The following is a 25,634-nucleotide window of genomic DNA, read 5'->3' as shown; positions in this document are numbered from 1 at the left end:
CTTTCGCAATGGTCTGTTGGAGCCTTCGCCAGTAGATCGAAATTCGCCGGCAAAGTCAAGCGATGCGCTCCCCCGAAGTCCCGGCCTCTGCGCCCCTTTTTCTCCCCTGAAGGATAGGCGATAAAGCTGTTGACAGGAAGGGACCGGGGGTATAAAAAATGCCCCGTCATATCGCCTTTTTCGCCGGCGGAGGCGCTGAGGATTTGCCTAATCGGCCAATCGCTGGTAATCTCGAAAATCGTCACCCCGGCGCTCCCCGCCGGACCCCTATTTCCACGGAGCAGCGCGATGATCTTCACGACCCCGACCGGCCATTTTTTCGTCTGCGGCGCCTCCGAAGGTCCGACCCGACTCAACGCCCGGGACGGCGCCCTGCTGCAGGCCCGAGTCGGCGACTGCAATCTGATCCGGCTCGGCTTCATTCTCCCGCCCAAGTGCCGCCTTGTCGATCCCCAACCCCTCCCCGCCGGGGCGCTTGTCCCGGCGGCCTGGGCCGCCATCACCTCGGAGATGAGCGGAGAGGTGATTTCCGCCGCCGTCGCCATCGCCTACCCGAGCGATCCCTCCCGACCCGGAGTGATCATGGAATATTCCGCCCGCGGTCACAAGGAGGACGCCGAAGGGATCGTGCGGCGCATGGCCGAGGAGGGGCTGAAGATGCGCGGCCTCGAGCTTGGCGACATCCGCTCCCTCGCCGTACAGCACCGCGTCGAACAGATCGGCAGCGCCTTTGCCGGCGTGGTTCTCTGGGAAGGGGAGTAATTCTTCAGAAAATAGAATACAGAATGTAGAATATAGAAGAAAGCGGTGCCGGGCACTTACCTTCAGACAGATTCCCGAAGAGTTTCCTGTCACTCTTTCGAGGACGCCCGGAGTTCCTAAAAATATTCTGTATTCTGTATTCTATATTCAACATTCTACCTACCATCTTCAAGGAGTTCGAACCCATGGATCTGTGGTACACGGAAAAACATTCGGAAAACGTCGGCATCACCATGAAGGTGACCGAGACCCTCTTCTCCGGCAAGAGCGAGTTCCAGCAGCTCGACATCGTCGATACCCTCGAATACGGCCGGATGATGCTCCTCGACGGCCTGGTGATGTGCACCGAGCGCGACGAGTTCGTCTACCACGACATGATCACCCATCCGGCGCTCTTCACCCACCCCGACCCGAAGCAGGTCCTGGTCATCGGCGGCGGCGACGGGGGCACCATTCGCGAGATCATGAAACACAAGAAGGTCGAGCTCGCCACCCTCTGCGAGATCGACGGCCTGGTCATCGACAAGTCCGTGGAACTCCTGCCGTCCATGGCCTGCGAGATCGACGGCAACAACCCCCGGGTCAAGCTCCACGTCGACGACGGCCTCGCCTACATCCGCGAGCACCAGAACGAATTCGACGTCATCATGGTCGACTCCACCGACCCCATCGGACCGGCCGTCGGCCTCTTCGAGGAGGATTTCTACCGCCTGGTCTTCGGGGCGCTGAAGGAGGACGGGATCATGATCGCCCAGAGCGAGTCCCCCTTCTACCACGCCGAAATCCAGAAGAACATGTACGGCAACCTGCGGGCGGTCTTCCCCATCGTCGAGATGTACCAGGCCTTCATCCCCACCTACCCGAGCGGCTTCTGGTCCTTCGCCTTTGCCAGCAAGAAGTACCACCCGGTCAAGGATTTCGACCGCAAGCGGGCGGCGGCACGGGATTTCTACACCAAGTACTACAACGAAGACCTGCATCTCGGCGCCTTCATGCTCCCGACGTTTGCCAAAGAGAACATTGCCGCTAAATAGAATCAAAAGATTTCAACGCAGAGACGCAGAGACGCAGAGACGCAGAGACGCAGAGACGCAGAGACGCAGAGAAAACCGGAGAGTACGACAACCAGGGTTTGAAAAAATAGAGCTTTTTGCCACCAAGTCACCAAGAAAAGCTGTGACTTCTGATTTTAACTTGGTGACTTGGTGCCTTGGTAGCCAGCTAGGGTTTTTCCCGATTTGTTTTTCTCTGCGTCTCTCCGTTGAAGATTGTTGTTTGATCCCGTAATTCCTGGAGATCCACCACGATGACGAGCAAGGCAAAAAAGAGCTGGACCATCGACGACGCCGCGGCCCTCTACGGCATCCGCGACTGGGGCGGGGGGTTTTTCGACCTCGCCGAAAACGGCGACGTCACGGTCAAGGCCCGCTTCAACGGGAAGGAGGTGGCGGTCTCGCTCATGGAGATCGTCGCCGGCATTGAGGAGCGAGGCCACGGCATGCCTGTGCTGCTGCGCGTCGAGAACCTTCTCGACGCCCGCATCGCCCTCCTCAACGAGACCTTCCGCGCCGCCATCGCCAAAGCCGGTTACCGCGGCGAGTACCGGGGGGTCTTTCCCGTCAAGGTCAACCAGCAGGCCCACGTCATCGAAGAGATCATCCGCTTCGGCGCGCCCTACGGCCACGGCCTCGAGGCCGGGAGCAAGGCCGAACTCGTCCTGGCCCTGGCCGCCCTCCACGAGGACGCCCTCCTCATTTGCAACGGCTACAAGGACCAGGAATTCATCGATCTCGGTCTCTGGGCGCGCAAGCTCGGCTACCGCTGCTTTTTCGTCATCGAGTCCCCTTCCGAGCTCCCCATCATCCTCGAGCGCAGCCGCGCCCTCGGCATCCGGCCGCTCATCGGCGCCCGGGTCAAGGTCTCGGCCAAGGTCGGCGGCCTGTGGACGGAGACGAGCGGCGACCGCAGCAGCTTCGGCCTCAGCACCACCCAGCTCATCGCCGTGGTCGACACCCTCAAAAGCGAGGGGATGCTCGATACCCTGCAGCTCCTCCACTGCCACCTCGGCTCGCAGATCCCCGACATCCAGGACATCCGCATCGGGGTGCAGGAGGCCTGCCGCTACTATGCCGACCTTGTGCGCGAAGGGGCGCCGATGGCCTATCTCGACCTCGGCGGCGGCCTCGCCGTCGACTACATGGGGGCCCGCGCCAACCACGTTCATTCCCAAAACTACTCCCTCGACGAGTACTGCAGCGACATCGTCGAAGTGGTCATGACGACCCTCGATCCGCAGGAGATCGCCCATCCCCACATCGTCACCGAGTCGGGACGGGCCACCGTCGCCTACGCCTCCATGCTCCTCTTCAACGTCCTCGACGTCATGCATTTCGAGGCGGCGCCCCTTCCCGAGGCCCCGCCCGAAGGCGCCCACGAGCTGGTCAAGAACCTCTTTGCCGTCATGGGCAACCTCGCCGCCGCCGATCTGCAGGAGAGCTACAACGACGCCCTCTACTACCGGGACGAGATCCGCGACCTCTTCAAACGCGGTCAGGTCAACCTGCGGGAGCGCTCCCTGGCCGAGAACGTCTTTCTTTCCATTGCCCAGCACATCGCCGCACGCCTCGATGCTCTCGCCAAGATTCCCACCGGCCTTTCCGACCTCAGGGAGAGCCTGGCCGACATCTACTACGGCAATTTCAGCGTTTTTCAGTCCCTCCCCGACACCTGGGCCATCGGTCAGGTCTTCCCCGTCGTCCCCCTGCACCGCCATGATGAGAGGCCGACCCGTGAGGGAATCATCTCCGACCTGACCTGCGACTGCGACGGCAAGCTCGATGCCTTCATCGCCGGCAGCGGCGAGCGAAAAACACTCCCCCTCCACCCGTTGCGGCCGGAAGAGGAATACTACCTCGGCGTCTTCCTCATGGGCGCCTACCAGGAGACCCTGGGGGATCTGCACAACCTCTTCGGCGACACCCACGTCATCAGCGTACGCATCAACGAAAACGGCGGCTTCGACGTCATCAAGGAGATCTCCGGCGACACCATCGCCGATGTTCTCAGCTACGTGGAGTACAACCCCCAGACCCTCTTCGACGGCTTCCGCGACACCGCCGAGGCGGCGGTGCGCAAGGGGAAGATCACCGTCGGCGAGCGGCAGCGGATATTGGAGGATTTTTCTGCGAGTTTGCGGGGATATACCTACTACGAACGGTAGGTAATGGATAACAAGACCAGATCAAAAAAAAGCGCATCCGGTCAGGTGCGCTTTTTTGACAAGTATTGGAGCATAATGATCCACGTCCATTAAAAGCAATCGCAACCTCTGATGATTCAATGGCTTTACGAATTCTTGATCCTGTCAATTGACCTGGAATATGCTATTCTCATCGACAACGCACCATCGTCATTTGGGAGATCAAACTATGGACCCTTTTATTGAAACGCATCGCCAGGCCATTCTTGAGCTGGCAGCTCAGAGGGGAGCACATCGGATTCAACTCTTTGGATCGATGGCCAAAAACAAGGGAGGCCCAACCAGCGACGTCGATTTTCTTGTCGAAATGGAACCAGGCAAATCGGCTTTCGCTCTGGGCGGCCTCCTCATGGACCTTCAAGACCTGCTGGGCCGCAGGGTCGATGTCGTCACACCCGCAGCCCTTCATCCCAGAATCCGTGAGCAGGTTTTGCGCGAGGCGGTCGACCTGTGAGCCGGTCTGATAGGGACCGGACATACATTCTTCACATCCTCGAATGCATCGACCGGGTCGAGCGGTATGCGAACAATGATCGCACTCGCTTTGACGCCGATCCCATGGTGCAGGACGCCATATTGCGGTCATTGCAGGTCATGGCCGAATCGAGCCAGCGTTTATCCGAAGAAGTCAAGGCAACCCAGAGCCACATCGACTGGCGAGCCATATCCGGTTTTCGCAACATTCTGGTGCACGATTATCTCGGTGTCGATCTTGACTTGATATGGCAGGTCATCAAACAAGAATTACCCGTTCTGAAAAAGTCTCTAAAGGCTCTATCATAGCGGCGCCCCTCGTATTTTCCTCCTCTTTTCTCCCTGAATCCTGTTCCCGCACACAAAAAAAGCCCCCGCCGAAGCGGGGGCTTTTGCATTTCATCCCTTCAAAAGAGTCTCTATTTTGGCGAGTGTCTCTTCGAGCACGGATTGAGTAACGATCCCTGCTTTTTTTGCCTTGCGAGCCCGCCAGTCAAGGCTTTTTACCTGATCGGCGAGGATGACGCCAGCCTTTTCGTTTACGGTTGTCGCCACCTCGAAAGGATACCCTTTGATTGCACTTGTCAGGGGGCAGCAGAGCATCAAACTGGTGAGCTTGTTGTACTTCAGAGGTGACAGCACCAACGCGAGTCGATGGCCCGACTGTTCATGCCCGGCCTGCGGATCAAAAAGCAACCACACCACATCACCCCGGTTCGGAATATAGCCCACTTACCAAACCTCCTTGCCGACCGGATGGACAGAGTCCGTCTCGCCGTGAAGATTGTCCGATGTCACCCCGGCCAGCAGATCATCGAGGTCGAATATCTCTTTTTGACGCAGAGGCTGTATGCAAATGGTATGGTCGCGGACGGTAATTTCCACAGGCGAATCAAGATGAACATCGGCTTCGTCAGCCAACGCTTTCGGCAGGCGCAGAGCCAGGCTATTCCCCCATTTCTGTACTTTTGCAAGCACGAATACCTCCTTGGTTAAAGGTATGCCTAGCCTACCAATGTTTATACAAAGTGTCAACATTTGGGGGAGAAGGGGACGTCCCCTTCTCCCTTCTCCCTTCTCCACATAAAAAGCCCCCGCCGAAGCGGGGGCTGACAACTCGAATCATTCAAGAGAATCGGATTTCAGTCCATGATTGACTGAAAGGCAAGAAATCCCTCATTACTCGTTCGGGTCGACCGGAAGCGCCCGGAATTGAATGAGGTTGTGGGTTTCAAAAAGATCCGCGATTCTTCCTTCCCCGTGACAGACGAGGCAGGACAGGGTCGGAGTCACTGTCGGATCGGTGGAGCCGCCATTCTGCACCATATGCTGGGCGGCGGCCGCTTCGGTGAGGACACGGTTCGGATCAGCCGTCGGGAAATCCGCCGGAAGGACAGCGGGGTCGGTCCCATGGCAGCCACCGCAGGCGAGCATGTCAGGTGTTCTCCAGACCGGGGTCGGAGCGGCAGCATTGGTATGACAGACCGTACAGTTGTTGGCCGGCTGCGGGAAGGTCACCTCGGACCAATCGATGCCGTGGGTGTCGCCGGTTACGGAGCCGCGATGAACGGCATGAACCCGATTGCCGATGTAATCTCCATAGTTCCCGGAGAAGTCATGGCAGCCCAGGCACTCGTCGGTATTGAAGGCGGTATTATGGGGATGGGCTCCCTGGAGATGCATCCGGGTGTCGCCATGGCAATCAAGACAGGCATCGCCGGAGAGTTTCGCCTCGACGGTTGCGGTCTCGACCTGGAAGTTGATAAGTGCACTGGACGAAGTCACATATTCGGCGTTTGTGGCGCCAAAATCTGCGCCCTCAAAGCGAACCATATACGTCCCCGGCTCCATGCCGACGGGGATGGGAAGCAATTGATAGGAGAACCCGGCGGCGGTGGTCGTCACCTGCGGATCCGGATTAGGCGCGATTACCGGTCCTGTCGCAAGGGTTGCATCGGTCATCAGATTCAGGAACAGTTTGTGGCCCTGGGTCGGAGGCGCGACGAAACCGACGGTATCGGTGATCGTATCGGTGGCCAGAACAGGCACCGCATGGCTGCGCGGACCATAAATATAGAGGCTGGCTGTCGACAGACCTTCAGTCAAATCAGAAATGGTCAGGCCATCAAGCCCGGTCCCTTCGCCATCCTGATCTGCCGTATAGACCGTGCCGGGAACGGGGGTTCCGGCGCCATCCGCCAGGGTCACGGTGACCACCGGAGCTTCGCCGGCGAGGTAATGGGTCCCGTTGGCGGGGGGGGTCATGGCAATGGTGACCTGGAACTCGGGGGTGTCGATCACGGCCGGAGCCGGGTTATGGGCGGTCGTAATGGATGCTGCGGAATGGCAGCCGGCGCAGCCCGTGTCAGTTGTTGCCGCACCACCTGGATGATTGGTGCCCGTTGCGAAATCGACAGGTGTCGGGACAGTGCTTCCTGGCTTGGTGAAATTCACGTCCGAATGGCAGGAACCGCAATTGCTGCGGGTCGGATTGGAATTGGCGAGGCTGGCCTCAGGGCCGTTGTGACACGTGCTGCAGGTATTGATCGCCTGAGGATAAGTCAGTTCGGTGAACTCGACAGGGACACCGTTTCTGTCAACGAGGTCGACGAAGGTGCCGGCAGCGTGGATTCGGTGGATCATAAAAGCCAGGTCAGCTTCCAGGGGATCGCCTTGCGCAGCCAAGTAGTTGAGATTGTGGCAGTGGTTGCAGGTTTTAACCTGGGTGTAGCCGCCGCCATGGCCGACGTCGCCGATGCGGTCGCCGTGGCACAATTCGCAGGCGGCGGTGGTCACCATATCGGCTCCGGAAGAAGCAAGGGGCGTGGCGGGGGCGGCCTGGAGAAAATCGTAGGAGGCGTTGACCGGGTTGGCGACAACGACATAATCATTATTTAGGTCGCGGAAACGGAACCGGGCACGCATCGTCACCCGGGTGACATTGGTGGACGCGGCCAAGGTGGCGGCGGTAGTGTAATTGTATTCCCCGGTCGCTGCATTAACCAGGGTCAGGGTACCCGGCGGAGGGCTCATCGCCGGAGTAAAGGTTTCGGCGACCAGCTGAGTCCAGGCTGACCCAGGATTCACGGCTGCGGGGGGGACAGCCGCAGGTATCAATTCGGAAACGTAGACCCTCATCTCGTAAGGGAGTTTGGTAACATCGATGCCGACCCCAGCTTCGTCGGTCAGGAAGAAGTGAACCGTCAGAGCACCGGTCGCCGCATTGTAGGCAACCGTTTGGCTCAGATCGAGGGTAGGATTGATCGCAACGACATCTCCTGAAAAGACGAGACCAAGATTGGCCAGGTCCTGAACGGTGACCTCGGCGCCAGTGGCGCCGTCGGCTCCGGGAGGACCGGCCGGACCTTGCGCGCCGTCGTCCCCTTCACAACCGGCCAGGGCAAGGACGGCAAACAACAGACACGCGAATAGAGGCTTAAACCAAAATCCCATTTTTCTTTCCATTGCCAGCTCCTTTTTTCAATTAGGGGGTTATTTGGTCCGGGAATAAGTGCCTCCCCTTCGGCAAAACATATCCCTTTGGCTACGCGAAAGAATCCAGGTCGCTTGAACCCCCGGAAGGCGTTGAATCTAATTTTTTAGGAATGGTTGATTTAAAAAGGTGCCTCAAAAAATGCTTAAGAAGAACTTAATATTCATGCCACATAGGAAACACTATACGAGCCAAAACTCATCTTGCAACTCTGTCCCGGAATTTTTTTTAAAAAAAGGCCGGCACCCCGAAGGGACCCGGCCCAAAAACCCAGTCTGATTTTACAACCTGAAATTGTCCTTATTAATTGTCGGTGTACAACTGAGGTCCTTCCCTTCAGACTTTTAAAATTTCGCGGTCAGGGGTTACTTCCATTTAAGTTACAAAGATCCTTTGACATTGCCGGCACCACCATGACAACTCATGCTGGTGCGGTTTCCGGTGGCCGGATTGTAAGTCTCGGAGAAGGGAGAATATCCCCTTTTCTTTCTCCAAAAACAAAAAAACCCGGGGTCGCGAGACCCCGGGTCACATCAATATTCTTTTACGTTGCTCTGCTTACTACCAAGCTTGTGAACCGTGGCAGCCTGGCGTACTACAGGTGGTGCCATTGTAGCCAAGGGTAGTTCTGATGGTCTGTTGCGGATCAAGCTCGAAAGCCGCGGTCGACAGGCCGCTGAAGTGCGAATTGCCAGCACTGCCAGTTTGCAGAGCTGTTGTGTCATGGCAGGTTAGGCAGGTTATCGTTGAAACGGCGAGATGTCGACTATGTTCGCCTGACACATAAGAATTCGTCTCGCCACTCGCTTTGTGGCATTGCTGGCAGCCAGCTGTGCTGTCACCGTACACATTGATAATTCCGGTGTTCCAGTTGGGGGTCGTCACGCCACCGTGGCAACTGACGTTACTGCAGGTGTCAGCAGTCGCGTTGTAGGCTGCTGCCGAGGCCGCATTGTAGGTTGCCAGGAACTGGACATTGGCCGGCTCAGTCGTATCAAAGTGATTGAGCGTATTTGTCCCGGCTCCGGAGTGACAGGCCGCGCAGTTGCCGGTGTCGACGGTGAGAGTTGCGTGAACGTTGTGATTACCTGCCCGGTTGGGACGATCAGCGAGAACAGTCGAAGCAAGACTTGGCGGTGCGCTATGGCAGGATTCGCATGCTACGACAGTCGTCAACGGATCAGTCTGATGACAGGTCAGACAGCTGGGGGCGGTACCGCTACCATCTGCGACGTGGCAACTCAGGCAACTCGCAGCCGCAGCAGCAACGTGGCCGCTGGGGAGCAACCAGTCAGCACCGACCGGATGAGGTGCGCCACCAGCGACATAAGCATCCAATACGACGGGCAAACCGGAATCGGAGAGTTGGTGTGCGGCATCGTTGCCGTGACAGAGGGCGGTGTCGCAACCGTAATTGGTCTCGTTGTAACCGGTCCCGGAGTTCATGTTGATGTTGCCGTCCCAGTGATCGCCCTGGGTATCGGTCGCTTTATCGAACAGGGTGTAATTGGCGGTCGGCGAAAACGATCCGCCAGCCGCGCTCTCCTTCATGCCGTGGCAGACGGTACAGACATCGTGGGAGGTGATAGCGGAAACACCGCCATGGTCGACCGTTTCCGTCGCGCCTGGGGGTGTTCCGTGACAGGCGGTACAATCGAGAGTCAGATTCGTGGTTTCAGCATGACAATCGAGACAAATTACAGCACCAACAGCGCCGCCGACACCGTCAAGAGAAGTGCCGTGGCAAAGCGCACAGGCGGCCTGGATGTTACCGGCCGAGTAATGGAATGCTGAAGCGGTCGGTCCGGCCCAAACGGCCGGATGAGCAGCATTAGCCGGATGGCAGGCTTCACAGCCAGTACCACCCTGGCTGTCGATGCCCTGGTTGAAACGCGGGTTACTCCCCGGGCCACCAGTCGGATTATCCGAATGACAGATTTGGCAAAAGGTCAGATCGGCCTTGGCTTCCGGTCCGTGAACCGAGCCAGACAAAAAGGTGCCGTCCATCGGATGAGGTACGGGACCGCCGGCATGGCAGCTGCGGCCGTCGAAGCTGGCGGAAAAACAGCTGGGCGCTCCGCCGCTCCCCATCAAATCCACGCCATGGCAACCGGTGCAGTCGACGAATTCCGGCGAAGCCGTGGCGACCGGGCGATGCGCTGTATACCAGTCAAAGGGGTGCGCCTGAGTCGACGGGGGCGCGCTGGAATTTCCGTCGGAACACCCTGTCATGACAAGGGGGACGAAAAGCAAAAGAAGCAATGCAGATCGGCGTATCATCTTTTTCTCCTTAGGGACACTTACCCGTGACAGGGGGCGCAGGTTTGAGCGGACTTGGGATTGCCGTGGCAGCGGAAGCAGGAGGTCGGGTCGACCCGACCATCGATCCGGTGCCGACTCAGGTAATCGCCGCGATGGGGCATCTGCCGGTAGGTTTCCGACTGGTTCTTCAGCGACGGCTTGAGCTCCACGCGCGTGGCGTGACAGTCGTTGCAGAAACTGGTCTGGTGGCACATGGCGCAGACCGCCTCCTGCTGATACGCCTGCTGGCGGTGCGTCTGCCCCCAGGTGGCCGTGTGGTCGAAAGCGCCGAAGGCCAGTTTTTCGCCGCGTGCTTCATGGCAGGCGGTGCACTTGGTCGGAGACTCCCCCAGATCCGCCGCCGTCATGTGACGTGCCGGCAAACCCAAGCCGCTGTCCATCGCCGCGCAGGCCCCGAGGACCAGCAGCAGCAGAGTCAATCCCATTCCTATCCAAAAATTAGTACGCATCATTAGGCTCCTGATCGTGATGAAAACTTTATTACAGAGTCCGGCCGAAACGGTAGCTGGCGATCAGCATCCCCCGCAGGTCGTTGTCGAAGTACGGATCGCTGCTGTAGTCTCCGGAGAGCTTGAGCTCGAGAGCCTCATCGGCGAGAAACTTCTTGCCGGTGGCCAGGGAGATGAACAGCGAGCTGTCTTCGCCGTAGATCGCCTCATCGTAGCCGATATAGACCACATCGCCGCTGACGAACCCGACCGGACAGCCTGCGGGGACCTTGTCCCAGTAGGTATAGGCACGGACCAGATAGTAGTCGTTCTGCGCTGAATCGCCCTTCATGTAGCCGAACTCGCCGCCGACCTGGGTGTGCTTTTCACCCGACCAGATCGCCTGCGCGGCGTAGTACTGGGAGGTGTCGTCGAACACCTTGTAGTCATAGTTCTTGGCCTTGCCGACCAGGACCCAGGCGTCGCCGACGGGGAGGGTCAGGTCGGTACCAAGGATCGTCAACTCCTCGCCGGAGCCGGCCAGAAAGCGGAAGGGATTGGCGCTGTTGATCCCGGTGCCGAAATAGTCTTCGTACTGGAATTTCTGGAAATAGGGGCGCACCGACACCGGCCCCAGGTTTGCGCGCAGTTCGAAGGAGTGCTCGCCCCAGTTGTTGGTGTCGACATTGTAGGCGGAGAAGCCGTAGACGTTGATGCCGAAGGGGAGATAGGCCGACAGGTCGACACCGGCCTGCTCTTCGGCGTCGTCACCGTCGTTGCGGATCTTTTTGTAGGAGAGACCGAGGTCATACTGGCCGGCCAGGTGGTGCGCCAGACGCCCGCCGTAGGTGCTGTCGCCGCTGCGGCCGTTTTCGAGGGTCATCGGCACCTGCTGCCCGGCATAGAGTGATCCGGAGAAGTACCGTCCCAGGTCGGAGCTGAGGCGCAGGCCGTCCACCGATTCGTTGGCCACCCCTTCAAAAACATACTGCCGGCCGAGACGGGCGTTGAAGCGGGCGTTTTTATGGCTGTATTCGAGATAGCCATAGAGGAGCTCGCCGGTCGTCGCATCTTCGTAATAATCGTTGTCCGTCAGATCGCCGCGACCCCAGCCGTAGAGGTGAAAGGCCAGCCCCGGCTCATCGGGCGTGTCCATGTCGACCCGCAGGTACTCGTAGATCGGCGTCACCGCCGCATCGTTTTCCGTCGCGGTGTCCCGCTGAAAAACCCGCAGCAGCGTGTCCGACTGAATGCTCAGCTCGGCTGCTGAAACAGCAGGCGGTACGCAAAGCATCATTGCCATTCCCATCAGGAGCAATCGTCCCAAACATTTCTTCATAAGCATTAAGTCCTCCGGAGCAAGAGATAGAACAACTGGATAGACCAGTCGTCATGGAGCTCAAATAACAGATACACAGCCTAACTGTTTGAAATTTTTAAAAATACAGGGGACAGGAAATAGAGTCCGCCTAGAATATTCACCTTTATATACAATTGCCGTGACCAATGCAATCTCGAAGATTGTAGCAATATTGACCCTGCGCGCAAGCCTCGGGGCAACTTTTTCCGGCAGACCGTGGTTTTCTCTCCTAACCTCTACACCGTCCGTTTCTTCCACCAGGAACCGGCTTTCTGAGGGCCGTCATCAGAATAGCCAGAAGGACCTTGATCATGTAATAGACGCCGATGATTCCGGCGATGGAGGAACCGCCCCCCTGCCGGCAGCGCATGACAGTGAACACCTCGGCCACCCTGAAACCGTTCCGACCGAGGAGGATAACCGCCTCCGGTTCGGGGTAGTCATGAGGGTAGTATCTGGCCAGAAATTCGATGGCCCGACGATCGTAAGCCCTGAATCCCGACGTGTTGTCGGTCACCCGCTGGCCGATGAGCAGGGAATTGACGGTCTGAAAGAGACGGATACCGATACGCCGCGGAAATGTCGAGCGGTACCCCTGCCGGGACTCCAGAAACCGGGAACCGATCACCATGCCGGCCTTCTGCGGACCTTTAAGGGCCTCAAGGAGTTTGGGGATTTCGCCGGCAATGTGTTGGCCATCGCCGTCGAACTGGACGGCGAAGTTGTAGTTATTCCTCTCCGCATATTTGAAACCGGTCTGCACGGCGCCGCCGATTCCGAGATTTTTAGGGAGGTCAATGACCAGCACCCGTTTCCCCGACCGGGCCACATGAGAAGTATTGTCCATCGAACCGTCGTTTATAACGACGATATCAAGGGGTATTTCAATACTCGTCAGATCTTCGATGACCTGTGCGATATTTTCTTCCTCGTTGTAGGAAGGGACGATGACCAGGAGTTCGGAACTTTTTTCCGCGGGTCCGCACCGTGACAAACCCATTTCCTGGATCAGTTCCTTGCTCTGCTCGGAGAGCCTGGTCACAACGACGGTCAGGTGGATGAGGAGGAGGAAGGTAAAACCGGTCGTCAGCAGCGTCAGGACACTGGGAGAATAGGCGACGCCGAACAACTGCCCGAGCCGGTCAATGGCGAAACGGTCAAAGGAAAGGTAGAGCAGGAAGAGGCTCAGGGCGAACCAGAGGAGAGAATATTCCTCCCGGATGCGCTTGTTCTTCACCAGGCTGAAAATGAAAAAGAAGATAAACAGACTGAAAATGATAGAGAAAATCTGGATTTTATCTACGAAAAAGGAACCCGGTATCATCATGGCCTCCCGGCCTGCATCCGTCGACAGGATGGCATCAGGGCTTTGTCAGCCGGTAGATAATTCTTGTGCGCACGGCATAAATCCTGTGGAGGGCCAGGGATATTTTTCCTCTCCACCCGCAGGGTTCTGCATGCTCGCATACAGTCAAAAAAGCCTCTTCGAGATGCGCCTTCGTTCTCAGACTGCTCTTGGCTTCACGGTGGACCCGGAAATCCGCCAGATATTCTTTGCAAACAGCGGGATCCGAAATTTTGGCGAAACGCAGAAAGAGGTCATAGTCCATGGCCAGGTGCCGCATTTTGTCAAGCTCTCCTGATATCTCCCATAGGGGTCGGTTCCAGAAGGTCGCCATTTGCGGGACGAAATCCTCGGTCAGAAACTTGAAAAAGGTAAAGCGGCGGCCGCGAAAATTCTTGTACCACACGACATAGGGGGAAATCTGCCGCCCCCTCTCATCGATGATGCCGCAGCGTCCGTAAAGCCAACGGGGTTCAGGGTCGTTCAGAAAGGAAACAATCTGCCGGAGGGCGCCGGGACGCAACCTGTCGTCGGAATTGAGCCAGCCGAGAATGGTGCCGCGGGCCAGGGTCATGCCGCGGTTAATGGCGTCGGCCTGCCCCTCGTCGGGAGAAAAGTGGAGTTGCAGCCGCTCCCCGTAGATCTCCCGCAGGGACTGCAGCAATCCCCTGGAGCCATCCGTCGAACCGGGGTCCATGACCAGCAGTTCAAGATCGACATTTTCCTGATCAAGGACCGAACGGACCGCCTCTTCGAGGAATTTCACCTGCTGGTAGCAGGGCATGATGATGGAAATGAGCGGTTGGGACGTCATGATCGATCCGACCTCAACTCTTCGACATGGCGATACAGCATCTGGGCGGTCCGATAATTCCGCCAGACATGGGGTGTAAACAGGCTTGTTGTCGCCCCCCAGGACGTCAAAACCGTTGTCGCGGATTTGGCAAGGTTTTTCAACATCGGCACAAGTTGCCGTTGTTTCAGATTCTGACTTGCCTGAAGGGCAAGGAGTCGCGCCTGTTCGAGGCGAAAGTACGCGGGGAGGCCGTGGCAGCCGTATTGCCGGGCGACGGTTTCGATCTCCGCGAGTCGATGAAAACCTCCCTCGGCGGTCTTGTTTGAACCGAGCCAGCGGTAGCTGGCCAGGAGCTTATCGATATAGACGACGCCATCCTCCTCTGCCAGACGGATCCACAGATCCCAATCCATGGCCCAGTTGAGTGCAGTGTTCAATCCCCCCGCCGCTTCATACGCCTGGCGGGTGAAAAAGGCGGCCGGCTGAATGATGTAATCGCCGTAATGAAGGAGACGGTGCCCTGAATAAGGCTCAACGACGGTGCAGGGTCCAAGAATGCATCCGTCGGCATCGATAAAATCGGCATTGCCGTAAATCAGCGCCGCATTCGGATTTTCCTGAAAGGCTTCCACGGCGCTGCGGACAGCGCCGGGTTTGAGCTCGTCATCGGCGTTGAGCCAGCCGAGAATCGTGCCGCCCGTCTGCTCGAAACCGCGGGCGATGGCGTCGGCCTGCCCCCCATCCTTTTCACTGACCCAGCGCAGCCTCGGGGCGTATTCCTTGAGCAGTTCGACCGAACCGTCCGTCGAGCCGCCATCCATGACCAGATATTCAATATGCGGATAATCCTGACCTAAAACGCTGTCGATGGCAGCACGGAGATAGGGGCGCGCATTGTAGCTCGGCGTAATCAGTGTCACCTGCGGCCATTCGTTTTTGGGCAATCCGGACAAAGGTGCGTTTCTCATGAAGCTGATGCCTCCCCTCCGATGTCCCCGATCAACTCCTGATAGAGGGCGACGTACCTTTGGCAGACGATGTCCAGAGCAAAGGTTGTTTCGACCTTTAGCCGGGAGGCTTGCGCCATCGCAGATCGCAACCCGTCGTTTTCCAGAATCAGGCGAATCCCGCTCATAAGGTCTTCGATATCATAAGGCCTCGCCAGATAACCGTTTTGCCCGGGGTCGATCAAATCGGCCATCCCCCCCTGCTCGAAGGCGACGCAGGGGGTGCCGCAGGCCATCGCCTCCAGTGCCGTGTTCGGCAGATTTTCCTGCAAGGACGGTATGACAAAGAGATCCGCGGCCGAGTAGGCCGCCGCCAGAGAGGCTTCGTCCTGAAGCCATCCAAGGTAGTTTTCCTTGAGACCGGAGCCTCGCTCCTCGTCGGGACCGGACAGACCGAAGACGACCAGCTCTGCCTTCCCTCCCCAGTCCGTGGAGGCCAGGGACCGCAGGGCAGATTTCAAGAGGCCGAATCCCTTGTTGGCCTGAAGGTTCATTCCGGCTCCGCCGCAAAGGATAAGCTTCTTGTCCTGAGGCAAGGAGAGCAATTCCCTGGCCCGGGCCTTGTCCATGGGGTTGAAGATTTTCGTATCCAGTCCGTTCGGGATCACCTCGACCCGGACATCGCAAAAGAGGGAACTCGACCTGGCGCAGTCGGCCAGCCACCGACTGGGGGCGACAACGGTCAAATCGAGATTTTCCCAGGCTTTTTTCTTTCGCTCCCAGACCTTGCGGGAGAGATCGCCTTCAGTGCTTGAGCCGAGGACGGGACAGGCGCCGCACCTCTGACGATATCGGGTACATTCGAAGGGGACGTGACAGCCGCCGGTAAACGCCCAGGAGTCGTGGAGCGTCCACAACAGCGGCCTATTCAGCCGGTTCAGTTTGCGAAGAGTTTCCAGGCGCAGAAAGCCCGCCGCCAGCCAATGGAGATGAATCACATCGGGCCCGATTGCCGCCACCTGGCCGGTCACGCGGTCCGGCAGCCAGGCGGGGGAAAAGTTCAGCAGGGGCCGGTTCGGTGTGCAGCGTACCGGCAGCATATCCAAATGCACTCTGAGCGCCTGGATTATCTTCCCCGCCGGCGCCGCCGTGCTGAGAACTCCCGGGGCGCCGCTTGTCCCCTTTTGGACGAGAAGACGCGTATCGACGCCAAGCCTTTGCAGTCCGCAATGGAGACGAAACGCCGCCTTGGCAGCCCCGCCGCCGCCGTCGGCCTCATTGAGCATCAGGATGTTCATCAGACCCAGTTCTTCATGTGACCGGCAAATGTGTCCAGATCCCAGTTGCGTACGACCCGGCGGGGAAGCTGGTACGGATCGGTCCAGCGGTGAACCTGGCCGGGGAAATTGGCGGCGGCCTTGAGGAAGCCGGCCTGGCGACAAAGGGCAATCGAATCGCGGTTGTAGTGCGCCCGGTTGCCGAAAGGGTAGGAGAAGACTTCTATTTTCTTATCGAGCTCCTTCTCCAGCGTCTCTTTGGAGACAAAAATTTCCTCTCGCTGCCGCTCGGTGCTGAGGGCCGACAGGGCGGCATGGGAGACGGTGTGTGCGCCGACGGTGGCCCAGGGACTCCGGCCCAGCACCCGCAGCTCCTCCCGGGTCAGGGTACGGTTCACCCCCGCGCCCCCTTCCTGCTGACCGGACCATGCGGCGAGTTGTTCCAGCCAGCCGTCAATCCGCCCAATCTCGACTTTTTGAGCCAGGGCATTGAGGGCATGGTAGAGGGTCTGGCGCTCTGCGGCGGTTTCCGTCGGCCAACTCTGGCCGTACCGACAATCGACGAGGGTGAAGGCCGCAGGCAGATTCACCCCTCGGAGGAGGATTCTCTCCATCCGGTCCCACCAGAATTCCTTGTCGGTGCCCATATGGCCGGTGCTGATGAAAAAGGTCGCCGGCACCCCGACATCTTCGAGAATCGGCAGGGCTTCAAGGACATTATCCGCGTAGCCGTCATCGAAGGTCACGGCCACGGCCGGTTCGGAGAGGGCCGACCAGTCCTCCTCGAGCCTGACCAGACGGAAGCGCTCTTTGAGAAACCCCATCTGGCGCCGGAAATTATCGGGGGAGACGGCCAGGCGCTCCGGATCGGACGACAAAACCGTCACCCGGTGAAAAAGAAGGACCACCACCGGCGGATCGATGAGCCCTGTTGCCGCGTTTTTCAACCGTTGCAGAAACCGGTAGGCCGGGAGAACCGTGCGATAGATCCCGTCACCCATGGTTCAGGCTTTTTCGGGCGACGATGGCGATGATCAGTTGATAGTCGCCGTCGGCCGCATCGAGGAGAGCAGGATCGGGGAGGTCCTCGACGGCCAGCCCCTGGAGAAAGGCCGTTGCCGCCAGGACATTGCCGAAGGTGTGAATTTCCACACCACCGGCAAAAACCGGCGCGAAAAGTTTTTCGACGGACGCCGTGGTAAAGCGCCAGTAATCCCCCCACCGGTCCATGTCGTAGCGGCTGATCTGGCTGATTCCGCCGACGGTGGCCAGCAGCACCCCTCCCGGTTTAAGGAGGGCATGGGCGCCCTGGATGGCTTTTTGAACTTCGAAAATGAAATTGAAGGTCTGGGTGCAGATGAAGCAATCGACGGCATTTTTCGGCAGGGTGGAAGGGTCGGTGAGGTCTCCGACAATCGTCGAGCTGCGCGCCGTCGAAGTGGCGTGCAGGACTTCGAAAGAGGTGACCTTCCCGGCGCCGAAGCGGCGGCTGTAGGTGTCGTCTCCGACCTCCAGCACCCGCCCGAGGACGAGATTAGCCCGTGAAGCGAGAAATTTTTCGATGTAATAGCGGTCGATGGGCGTTCCCCGATCCAGGCCGAAGAAGGAACTGACAGGCCGGTTGACCGTCAGGTCGTTGAACACCACCCTGGTCTTCTTGCGGGTCAGGTATCTGATGAAATCTTCGAACATTGTCATCCTCGGTCGGTTGACCAGATCAAGACTCGCAACACTCTACCAGAGCTTCGGATAAAGCAATGCCCGGGTCAGCATGAAGGCGGTACGGTGCAGCGGCTTGTAGAGAAAGCAGGCTCCATGGGCCGCAAACCAGTAGGAGACGCAGGTGGCAATCGCCGCCCCGAGCCCGCCGTAACGGGGGATCAGCAGCCAGTTCAGCAGGACGTTGAGGGCGGCGCCGAGCGAGAGCGTCACAAAATAGATGCGGTTCCAGTTCATCACATTAAAAAAAGCACTGCGGGCCACCTCGAGAAAGGTGAAGAGATTTGCCCAGATCATGACGGCCAGCATCAGACCGGCCTCTTCATAGGGGGAGCCGAAGAGGGACAGCACCAGCCATCTGGCCAGAAGCATCACCGGGATGGCTATGAGGTAGGCCAACAGGGCCATCAGATTGTAATACTTCTGCAGCCGCGAATAAAAGAGGTCATTGCCTGCCGCCCTGGCTTCCACGAGACTGGGCAAAACGGACCAGTAGATGGCCGTCGGAATAAAGAGCCACACTTCGGTCAGACGAACCGCCACCGAATAGACGCCGACGGCCTCGCTCCCCACCATCTCGCCGAGCATGACCTGATCGATCCGCAGATAGATCATGATGACGATGCAGGATAAAATGAGCGGCCAGCTGTCGCGCAGCAGCGTCTTCGCCCTCGTCAGGCGGCTCGACCACCGCCGCAGGTTGAGACCTCGGGACCGGTAGACGAGAACCAGAAGGAGTGCGCCGAGGAGGAACTCCAGCGTGCCGACCCAGGCAAAAGCGATGAGCGGAGCGCCGCCGAGGATGAGAGCGACCTTGACGCCAGCACAGAAGAGGAAGGCCGTACTCCGGGCAACGACGACATACCGGGCCTGGACCTGCGAATTGAACCAGAACTCGATCACGTTGAAGGCCTGGAACAGGGCCCCGGCGGCAATGATCGCCACCAGAGCGCGGCTCAGGCCGTTCTCCGGCCGCAGCACGAAAATCACCGCCGTCGCCGCGGCCAGGGAGACGATGCCGCCGATCAGCTTCAGAACGAAAGCCGTCCCCAGGGACTCATCCCGCGTCGTCGGATCGCGCACGAGGTTGCGGACGACAATGTCGTCGAGACCCAGGGAGGCCAGGGGCGAAAAGAGGGCGACAAAAGCCAGGGCGAAACTGAGCAGACCGAAGGGGCCCGGCCCGAGATAGCGGGCGACCCAGATGCCGATCAGCAGTCCGATCCCCATCCGGACAAGGTTGTCGACAAATTGCCAACCGGTGTTGCCGATGACCTTCTGCAGATCATCGCGTTCTTCGAGCTTCTTCCTGAAAATCCCCGGAAGCCATCTCATCCAGAGGCGGAATTTGCGCTCATCGCTGTTATGGTGTTCGCTCATCAGACCCTGGAATTCCGTGGATTATTCTGCCGGGACATCACCACCCCTCGTCAGCCGCCGCCCGAAGACTTCAACCACCCCAGAAGTTGTGCAGATATTCCAGGGTGAGCGGCTGTCGGGGGATGACGTCCCTGAATAGCGGTTGGGCAAAGAGGGTATCCGCTTGATAGGCCGTGCACTGGCGGCAGATCGGGGTCAGTCGTCCGGAGGTGAACGATTCCAGAATTCGGCTCCGTTTCTCCCCGTGCCACAGTTCGGCCAGAGAATTCTCCTGCGCCTGACCGACCCAGAGGCTCTTCCCCTCAAAATCGGCGCAGCCGCAGGCCGTCACCCGTCCGTCCCAGCAGACGGCCATGTGGACGCAGGGATAGACACAGGTGGTGGTTGTTTTTGCCTCCGTCTCATTGACCTGGAGATTCATGCGGCTGTCGCTTTTAATGACCCCGGAATAATTGGCATAGGTCCAGATATGGCTGACAAAGACACCGCGGCGCCGATACTCGTCCAGCTGCCGTTTGAAGCGAAGCTCGAATGTCCAGTCGTTGGTGCGAAAGGCAAAGGTGAGGTTTGCTCCGCTTTCGACTCCATCCTTGAGTGTCAGCAGCCTCTCCATTGCCGCCTTGACCTGGGGGAAGCGATCGACACCGTAGAGCGTTTTGTAGGTTTCCGCGTCCAGGCCGCCGATGCTGACCTGGATGCCGTCGAGGGACTCAAGGAGAAAGCGGACTTCGTCGTCGGCATACCGGTCAAGAGCGATGGCGTTGGTCGTCATGGTGATCTGGTTGACCAGGGGATGAGCGGAGAGGAGGCGAAGGCGTTCCAGCAGATGGGGATCGAGCAGCGCATCGCCGACCACCGGCGTCAGGGAGACGGGGCCGCCGCCCATGCCAGCATAGTCGTTTACGAGTTTGTCGAACAAGGCCATGCTCATGACCCCTTTCGGGCGCTGCATGGCCGAATAGGCGCAGAAGATACAGGCGGCATTGCAGACATTGGTGGTTTCAATCTGCAGAATCAGCGGCGCCTCACGAGTCAGCGTCTGCAACCGCCTCCTCTGGGCCTCGTCACCTCGCCCCGGCCGAACAACCCCAAGGATATCGGTGAGGGTCTTCCCGGGCGCCTGCATCAAACCGAGCAGAAGCGTTTTCAACCTTCGTGTTGCAGATCTCATAAGGGTCACTTTGAAAGGGCGCCCGGGGCCTGGCCAGGGTGAATATTGTTTCCTGTCTGACAATAGACAAATAGCTGATAAAACACAAGAACTTTAAAAAACCGACGCGGGGGCAGGCAACGGAGGTTCGAACGTTCCACCGGATAAGGGTTTGAACATTTCAAACCCCTGGGCTATGATGAACCCCGCGTTTTCCTTGACTCGATGATCCCCGCCCTCCGCCACTTTCCAGACGATGGCCGCGCCGCAGACCGCTGTCGCATTCCAGGGATAAGATGCTGAAGAAAATTATCCGCCACCCGTTTTGCCATGTCCTGCTCATCCTCTGTCTCGGGTCCCTGGCCTATGCCAACAGCTTCAAGGTTCCCTTTGTCATCGATGACCTGGAATCGATTGCCAACAACGAAATCATCCGGAACCTCGGCAATTTCCTCCCCGGCGGTTCTGCTTATGATTTCCTTCCCCGCCGCATCGTCGGCTATTTCACCTTTGCCCTCAACTACCGCTTCGGCGGACTCGATGTCACCGGTTATCACCTCTTCAATCTGGCCGTCCATCTCTGTACGGCTTTGCTGGTCTATGCCCTCGTGCGTCTGACTTTTCGCACGCCAAGGCTGGTCGCAAGCGGTCTGGCCCCGCAGGCGGGGACAGTCGCCCTCCTGGCCGCCCTCTTCTTCATCGCCCACCCCGTCCAGACCCAGGCGGTCACCTATATCGTCCAGCGCCTTGCCTCCCTCTCCACCCTCTTCTACCTGCTGTCCCTGGTGCTCTACGCCGCGGCGCGTTTGAGGTTCGAGACGTTGCCGCTGACGGTCAGAGGCGAGTCCGGTCCGGCCGCTGAACGTCGCCGCGCCCCTTTGCTGCTGGCCGGATCAGTGGTGGCCGCGCTTCTGGCCATGGGCACCAAGGAGATCGCCTTTACCCTGCCGCTTGTCGTTCTCCTTTACGAGGCAAGCTTCTTCCGGGGGAAGTGGCTCCGCCGCATGCGCTATCTCTTGCCGCTGCTGCTGACCCTGCCGCTCATCCCCTGGAGCATTCTCACCTCCGAAGCCGTCGATCCCCTTGCCAACGGCTTCGAAGAGCACCTGCGGGCGCACACCGATCTCCCAAGAATCTATTATCTATTGACCCAGATCCGGGTCATCGTCACCTATCTGCGGTTGCTGATCCTGCCGGTCGGACAGAATGTGGATTATGATTATCCGGTTTACACGACCTTTTTTACCCCACCGGTCTTTCTCTCCTTTTTACTCCTTGGCGCACTCTTTTCCCTTGCCGTTTACCTGTACGGATACCGGCCGAAAGATATTGACCAGGAACAGGGAACCGGGGGCGAAGCGCGGCTTGTCGCCTTCGGCATCGTCTGGTTTTTCCTGACTCTTTCCGTGGAATCTGGGCTTGTGCCCCTCGCCGACGTCATCTTCGAGCATCGTCTGTACCTGCCATCCATCGGCCTTTTTATAGCCCTTGCCGTTCTCATTGTCCTCCTGGCGAGGAAAGCTCCGGCCCTGTTCGTTGCCCGGCTTATACTGCCGGCGGCTTTTCTGGCCATTGCCCTCCTGACCGTTGCCACCTGGGAGCGCAACCGGGTGTGGCGAAGCGAAGTGAGCCTCTGGACGGACGCCACACGGAAGTCGCCGGCGAAATGGAGGCCCTGGTATAATCTCGGGACCGCACTGATCGGTGCCGACAAAGCACAAGCGGCTCTTCCGCCCTTGCAGCAGGCCGTCAAGCTCGATCCTGAAAATGCCGAGATCTGGCACAATCTCGGCCTGGCCCACCTCATGGTCGGACACTACCAAGAAGCTCTCCAGCCTCTACGACAGGCGGTTCGTCTTGATCCGGAACTGACGGACGCCGAGGCAAATCTGGCTATTGCCCTGATCTACACGAATCAACCGCGCGAAGCGGTCGAGCATCTGGAACGGATTCGGCAGCGGTTTCCCAATCGACCGAATGTCCGCTACAACCTCGGCATGGCCTATCTGCTTGTCGGCAATCTCTCTGCGGCCAGAGGAGAACTGGCCGCCCTCGAACGGATCGATCCCGATAAAGCGCTATTGCTGTACGGAGAAATCAGCCGAATGGTTAAGGTTCCCTAGTTATCATTTTGCATCAGACCGCCCCACCACAGAAGATTTTTCCTGTCATTCGAGACAATAGACCGATCAGCTAACCGCCATTCCTGAATGACTCTATCAGGAACTCATGCTCCTGTCTGATCGAACAACCGGATCCTTGATACAGCCCCACAGGGATGACAACACTTGAAAGAAGAGTTAGAACAAAAAAATGGCGGAGGAGATAATCTCCTCCGCCATAAGCTGACGATTATAAAACAGTGGTCAGTTGCTGCTTACTTTGCTGCGTCGAGAATGGTCTGACGCCCGTTTTCAAAGTAGGTCGGGAACCAACCTTCCTTGTAGGCGTGGGACATGGCAGCGGCCGACTGGTGGCAGTTCAGGCAGGCAGCGGCAGCCGGACCCTGGAGTGCATCGTCGAGCTGGTTGTCCCAAGGTGCTGCACCGGCATAGACGGTGGTGGCAATGGCCTTGGTCTGGTCAGGCACCGCCGAGAATGACGAGGTGTGGCAGGCGGAGCAGTCATTCAGGTTGCGCGGATAGTGGGCAGTGGCGAAGTTATGGGTCTGCATGACCGGGGCTCCGGTGCCATCGTCGGAACCGAAGATTGCCTGCGATCCTTCGCCGGGCCAGTTGGGGAGCATGTCGCGGGTCGGGGCAAAAGCGTAGATGCCGCGGGTCCGGTAGACGACGATCGGCTTGGTAGCTTCGCCGGAGGCGTGGAAAGCATGGAGCATCGACTTGAAGCCGTAGGTCTGGCCAGACTTGCCGTCATAGGCTTCGGAAGCATCGACGCCGTAGCCTTCACGGACATTCTGCTCGCTGGACGCTTCGTTGTGGCACATGACGCACAGTTCGACGTTGTCAACGCGGTTGCCGCCGTGCTGGTAGAGGGAACCGACGTGGCAGTTGAGGCAGAGGCTGGTGTCGGTAATGGAACGACGAGCCGCTGCGGCTGTGCCGTCGGCCGCAGCAAAGTCATAGATCGGAGACTTGGCGCGAACCTGGATGGTGGTGCCGGTGGTCATGGAAGCCGGCTCAAAGAACAGGTTCGGCTTGCCCTGCAGGGCGACTCTGGCAGTACCCGTCAGTGCGGCTTCAGCGGCAGTCAGAGTAATGGTGGTCGTGGCTTCATTGCCCACGCAGGCGGTGTTCCCCGTGACGGCGGTGAAGTCCAGATTGGTGCTGTTCGGCTGGCCGGGTGAAGTCGCGCCGTTGTCGGCATTGGCCGGATCGTCGCCGGTGAAGAAGGCTTTAAGGACGCTGTAACCGGCGTTGAAGGTCGGGGCATCCACGGTGGCGGTAGTGTTGCAAGGATCGACTGCAACGCCGTCAACGGTTGCGCCCCAGGTGATGGCGAGATCGTCGCCGGTGCGGACGACACCGGTAATCTGATGGTTGACGCGGGCACCCTGGGTGACCGAAGCATCATAGCCGTCCCAGAGGAGACCGGCACGCTCGGTGGTGAGACCATTGTGGAAGCCCGCCGCTGTATCGGGGACCGTCGTGCCGTCATGACAGAGTAAACAGTTGGTGGCGGTCGTAAAGCCCGAGTGATCAGGAGCTACGGGGAGGTGGGCAAAACCGGTCATGTCGCCATGACAGCTGACGCAGAGGTCGTAGCTCATCGGTTCGGCAATCACGGTAGCCAGAGGAGTTCCGGTTTCGTGACAGATGCTGCAGTTGTTCATGTAGGACGGGAAGGCGATGGCGTAAATGTCGCCGCGAGGTGTCCCGTCTTTGCGAAGAAGGGCGAACTGACCAGCCGGCATATTGGCCGAGCTGTGGATGCCGTGAACCATTTCCCCCAACCAAGGGTAGTTGTTTACTACCGGAGTAACAGAACCATTTACTGTCGCATCATGACAGACGGTGCAGGTCTTGCCGCCGTAGGACGGATACCCGTAATGGAAGCCATTACCGAAGGAGCCGTGGCAATCGGCGCAGGAGGTGGAAGTACTACCGAGTGCGTCGGTGATCGGAGCAACCGGATAGTCAAACAGCACCATGGCGCGATAGCCGGCCGGGCGGTCTGCTGAGGCGAGCGCCGAATCAGCCTGGTTATACAACCGAATCAGGTAACGCGAGGCGGCAAGGGGCGTCCCGAGGCTGCCGATTCCCGGCAGGGTGAGGGTGTAATTGCCGTTGGTCCCAGCGACCAGTCCGACGGTGATACCGTCGTCGGTCGACAGGTCGAGGCGGGTCATGGCGCCGGCGACATCCGTCAAACGATAATCGGAGGCGACGAAATCATAGTATCCCGTTTTATTGGCGCCATCGATCTTGACGTTGAAGGTGACGACCAGATTAGCGGTCGTGTCGTCAATTACGATGTTGCTGACGGCAATGTCGCCGGTGCTGGAAGAGGCGTGCATTACATCGACGCCAACCGATTTTCCATCAGCGTGGCAGGTGCCGCAAGCTTCGACCGGGAAGGTTGCATTGGCGTTGGCGGTCGCCAGCCATTCTGCTTCGGTGCCGGTGAAGCCGTTGGCGACGGCGATCTCGTAGGCAGAGGCGCCGGCCACGCCGGCGACGCCGTCCGATCCATCATCGGCGCAACCGAACAGACCCACGGTGGCAAACAGCATGGCTGTTACCAGAAGTCTTGTAAAACCCTTCATGTTACTCCTCCTTCTTCTTTGTTGGAATGACCCGAACCTCGGGATTGAGGGAAGGGCCGCGTTAACAGATTGATAAAATGGTTAACAGTTTAATTGAATGATTGCTACTTAATGTCTGGGAGCGAATGTACGGAATGAAACTCAAGTTGTAAGCATATCTCAAAAACAAAAATTGTCCACTTAGAGAATACCGAAA

General features: G+C 58.5%; 21 protein-coding genes. 6 read left to right on the top strand and 15 right to left on the bottom strand.

Annotated elements, in window-relative coordinates:
• The first annotated feature begins 288 nt into the window (after nucleotides 1-288).
• From DSOUD_RS03500 to DSOUD_RS03480, 5 genes are all read left to right on the top strand, one after another.
• Nucleotides 289-762, top strand: a complete 474-nt coding sequence (locus tag DSOUD_RS03500) for a pyruvoyl-dependent arginine decarboxylase (RefSeq protein ID WP_053549700.1) — start codon at nucleotides 289-291, stop codon at nucleotides 760-762.
• A gap of 185 nt (nucleotides 763-947) precedes the next feature.
• Complete coding sequence (gene speE, locus DSOUD_RS03495; RefSeq protein WP_053549699.1) at nucleotides 948-1,796, top strand: polyamine aminopropyltransferase; 849 nt, start codon at nucleotides 948-950, stop codon at nucleotides 1,794-1,796.
• A gap of 272 nt (nucleotides 1,797-2,068) precedes the next feature.
• Nucleotides 2,069-3,982 (top strand): biosynthetic arginine decarboxylase, encoded by a 1,914-nt coding sequence (speA, locus tag DSOUD_RS03490; RefSeq protein ID WP_053549698.1) that lies wholly within the window; start codon nucleotides 2,069-2,071, stop codon nucleotides 3,980-3,982.
• A 208-nt stretch (nucleotides 3,983-4,190) separates the two neighbouring features.
• Nucleotides 4,191-4,475 carry a nucleotidyltransferase family protein gene (locus DSOUD_RS03485; protein ID WP_053549697.1) on the top strand — a complete coding sequence of 95 codons (285 nt, stop codon included), beginning with the start codon at nucleotides 4,191-4,193 and terminating at the stop codon, nucleotides 4,473-4,475.
• Nucleotides 4,472-4,804, top strand: coding sequence for a HepT-like ribonuclease domain-containing protein (locus DSOUD_RS03480; protein ID WP_053549696.1), 333 nt, complete (start codon nucleotides 4,472-4,474; stop codon nucleotides 4,802-4,804). The genes DSOUD_RS03485 and DSOUD_RS03480 overlap by 4 nt, the downstream gene beginning before the upstream one ends.
• A 90-nt stretch (nucleotides 4,805-4,894) precedes the next feature.
• Here the strand turns inward: DSOUD_RS03480 and mazF are convergent, their stop codons facing one another.
• The 14 genes from mazF to DSOUD_RS03410 form a co-directional block, all read right to left on the bottom strand.
• Nucleotides 4,895-5,227, bottom strand: coding sequence for an endoribonuclease MazF (gene mazF / locus DSOUD_RS03475; protein WP_053549695.1), 333 nt, complete (start codon nucleotides 5,225-5,227; stop codon nucleotides 4,895-4,897).
• Entirely contained in the window at nucleotides 5,228-5,473 is a 246-nt protein-coding gene (locus DSOUD_RS03470) for an AbrB/MazE/SpoVT family DNA-binding domain-containing protein (RefSeq protein ID WP_053552278.1), read from the bottom strand.
• A gap of 201 nt (nucleotides 5,474-5,674) precedes the next feature.
• Nucleotides 5,675-7,960, bottom strand: coding sequence for a multiheme c-type cytochrome (locus DSOUD_RS03465; RefSeq protein ID WP_053549694.1), 2,286 nt, complete (start codon nucleotides 7,958-7,960; stop codon nucleotides 5,675-5,677).
• Nucleotides 7,961-8,549: 589 nt separating this feature from the next.
• Nucleotides 8,550-10,268 carry a CxxxxCH/CxxCH domain c-type cytochrome gene (locus tag DSOUD_RS18295; RefSeq protein ID WP_157671734.1) on the bottom strand — a complete coding sequence of 573 codons (1,719 nt, stop codon included), beginning with the start codon at nucleotides 10,266-10,268 and terminating at the stop codon, nucleotides 8,550-8,552.
• A gap of 20 nt (nucleotides 10,269-10,288) precedes the next feature.
• Nucleotides 10,289-10,759: a cytochrome C gene (locus DSOUD_RS03455; RefSeq protein ID WP_096335469.1), complete on the bottom strand. Its 471-nt coding sequence runs from the start codon at nucleotides 10,757-10,759 to the stop codon at nucleotides 10,289-10,291.
• Nucleotides 10,760-10,790: 31 nt separating this feature from the next.
• A complete protein-coding gene (locus DSOUD_RS03450) occupies nucleotides 10,791-12,077 on the bottom strand; it encodes a hypothetical protein (protein ID WP_157671731.1) in 1,287 nt (428 codons plus the stop codon).
• 250 nt (nucleotides 12,078-12,327) lie between these two features.
• Nucleotides 12,328-13,425, bottom strand: a complete 1,098-nt coding sequence (locus DSOUD_RS03445) for a DUF2304 family protein (protein ID WP_198300356.1) — start codon at nucleotides 13,423-13,425, stop codon at nucleotides 12,328-12,330.
• A gap of 34 nt (nucleotides 13,426-13,459) precedes the next feature.
• Entirely contained in the window at nucleotides 13,460-14,257 is a 798-nt protein-coding gene (locus DSOUD_RS03440; RefSeq protein WP_053549690.1) for a glycosyltransferase, read from the bottom strand.
• Nucleotides 14,254-15,207, bottom strand: coding sequence for a glycosyltransferase family 2 protein (locus DSOUD_RS03435; RefSeq protein WP_082351046.1), 954 nt, complete (start codon nucleotides 15,205-15,207; stop codon nucleotides 14,254-14,256). The genes DSOUD_RS03440 and DSOUD_RS03435 overlap by 4 nt, the downstream gene beginning before the upstream one ends.
• Complete coding sequence (locus tag DSOUD_RS03430) at nucleotides 15,204-16,484, bottom strand: glycosyltransferase (protein WP_053549688.1); 1,281 nt, start codon at nucleotides 16,482-16,484, stop codon at nucleotides 15,204-15,206. The genes DSOUD_RS03435 and DSOUD_RS03430 overlap by 4 nt, the downstream gene beginning before the upstream one ends.
• Complete coding sequence (locus DSOUD_RS03425; RefSeq protein WP_053549687.1) at nucleotides 16,484-17,464, bottom strand: polysaccharide deacetylase family protein; 981 nt, start codon at nucleotides 17,462-17,464, stop codon at nucleotides 16,484-16,486. The genes DSOUD_RS03430 and DSOUD_RS03425 overlap by 1 nt, the downstream gene beginning before the upstream one ends.
• The gene (locus tag DSOUD_RS03420) at nucleotides 17,457-18,155 is read right to left on the bottom strand and encodes a methyltransferase domain-containing protein (RefSeq protein WP_053549686.1); all 699 of its coding nucleotides are present in this window, start codon (nucleotides 18,153-18,155) and stop codon (nucleotides 17,457-17,459) included. The genes DSOUD_RS03425 and DSOUD_RS03420 overlap by 8 nt, the downstream gene beginning before the upstream one ends.
• A gap of 42 nt (nucleotides 18,156-18,197) precedes the next feature.
• A complete protein-coding gene (locus tag DSOUD_RS03415) occupies nucleotides 18,198-19,562 on the bottom strand; it encodes a flippase (protein ID WP_082351044.1) in 1,365 nt (454 codons plus the stop codon).
• A gap of 70 nt (nucleotides 19,563-19,632) precedes the next feature.
• Nucleotides 19,633-20,607, bottom strand: a complete 975-nt coding sequence (locus DSOUD_RS03410; protein WP_053549685.1) for a radical SAM/SPASM domain-containing protein — start codon at nucleotides 20,605-20,607, stop codon at nucleotides 19,633-19,635.
• 401 nt (nucleotides 20,608-21,008) lie between these two features.
• Between DSOUD_RS03410 and DSOUD_RS03405 the strand changes: the two genes are divergently transcribed.
• On the top strand, nucleotides 21,009-22,835 hold the full coding sequence (locus tag DSOUD_RS03405) for a tetratricopeptide repeat protein (protein WP_053549684.1): 1,827 nt from the start codon (nucleotides 21,009-21,011) through the stop codon (nucleotides 22,833-22,835).
• 254 nt (nucleotides 22,836-23,089) lie between these two features.
• On the opposite strand, the gene DSOUD_RS03400 is transcribed toward DSOUD_RS03405, so the two are convergent.
• On the bottom strand, nucleotides 23,090-25,438 hold the full coding sequence (locus tag DSOUD_RS03400) for a multiheme c-type cytochrome (protein ID WP_053549683.1): 2,349 nt from the start codon (nucleotides 25,436-25,438) through the stop codon (nucleotides 23,090-23,092).
• Between the last annotated feature and the right edge of the window lie 196 nt (nucleotides 25,439-25,634).

The organism is Desulfuromonas soudanensis, assembly GCF_001278055.1.
GTDB classification, from domain to species: domain Bacteria; phylum Desulfobacterota; class Desulfuromonadia; order Desulfuromonadales; family WTL; genus Deferrimonas; species Deferrimonas soudanensis.
The sequence above is the reverse complement of the archived record's forward strand: the minus strand, read 5'-3'. Positions and strand labels throughout refer to the sequence as shown.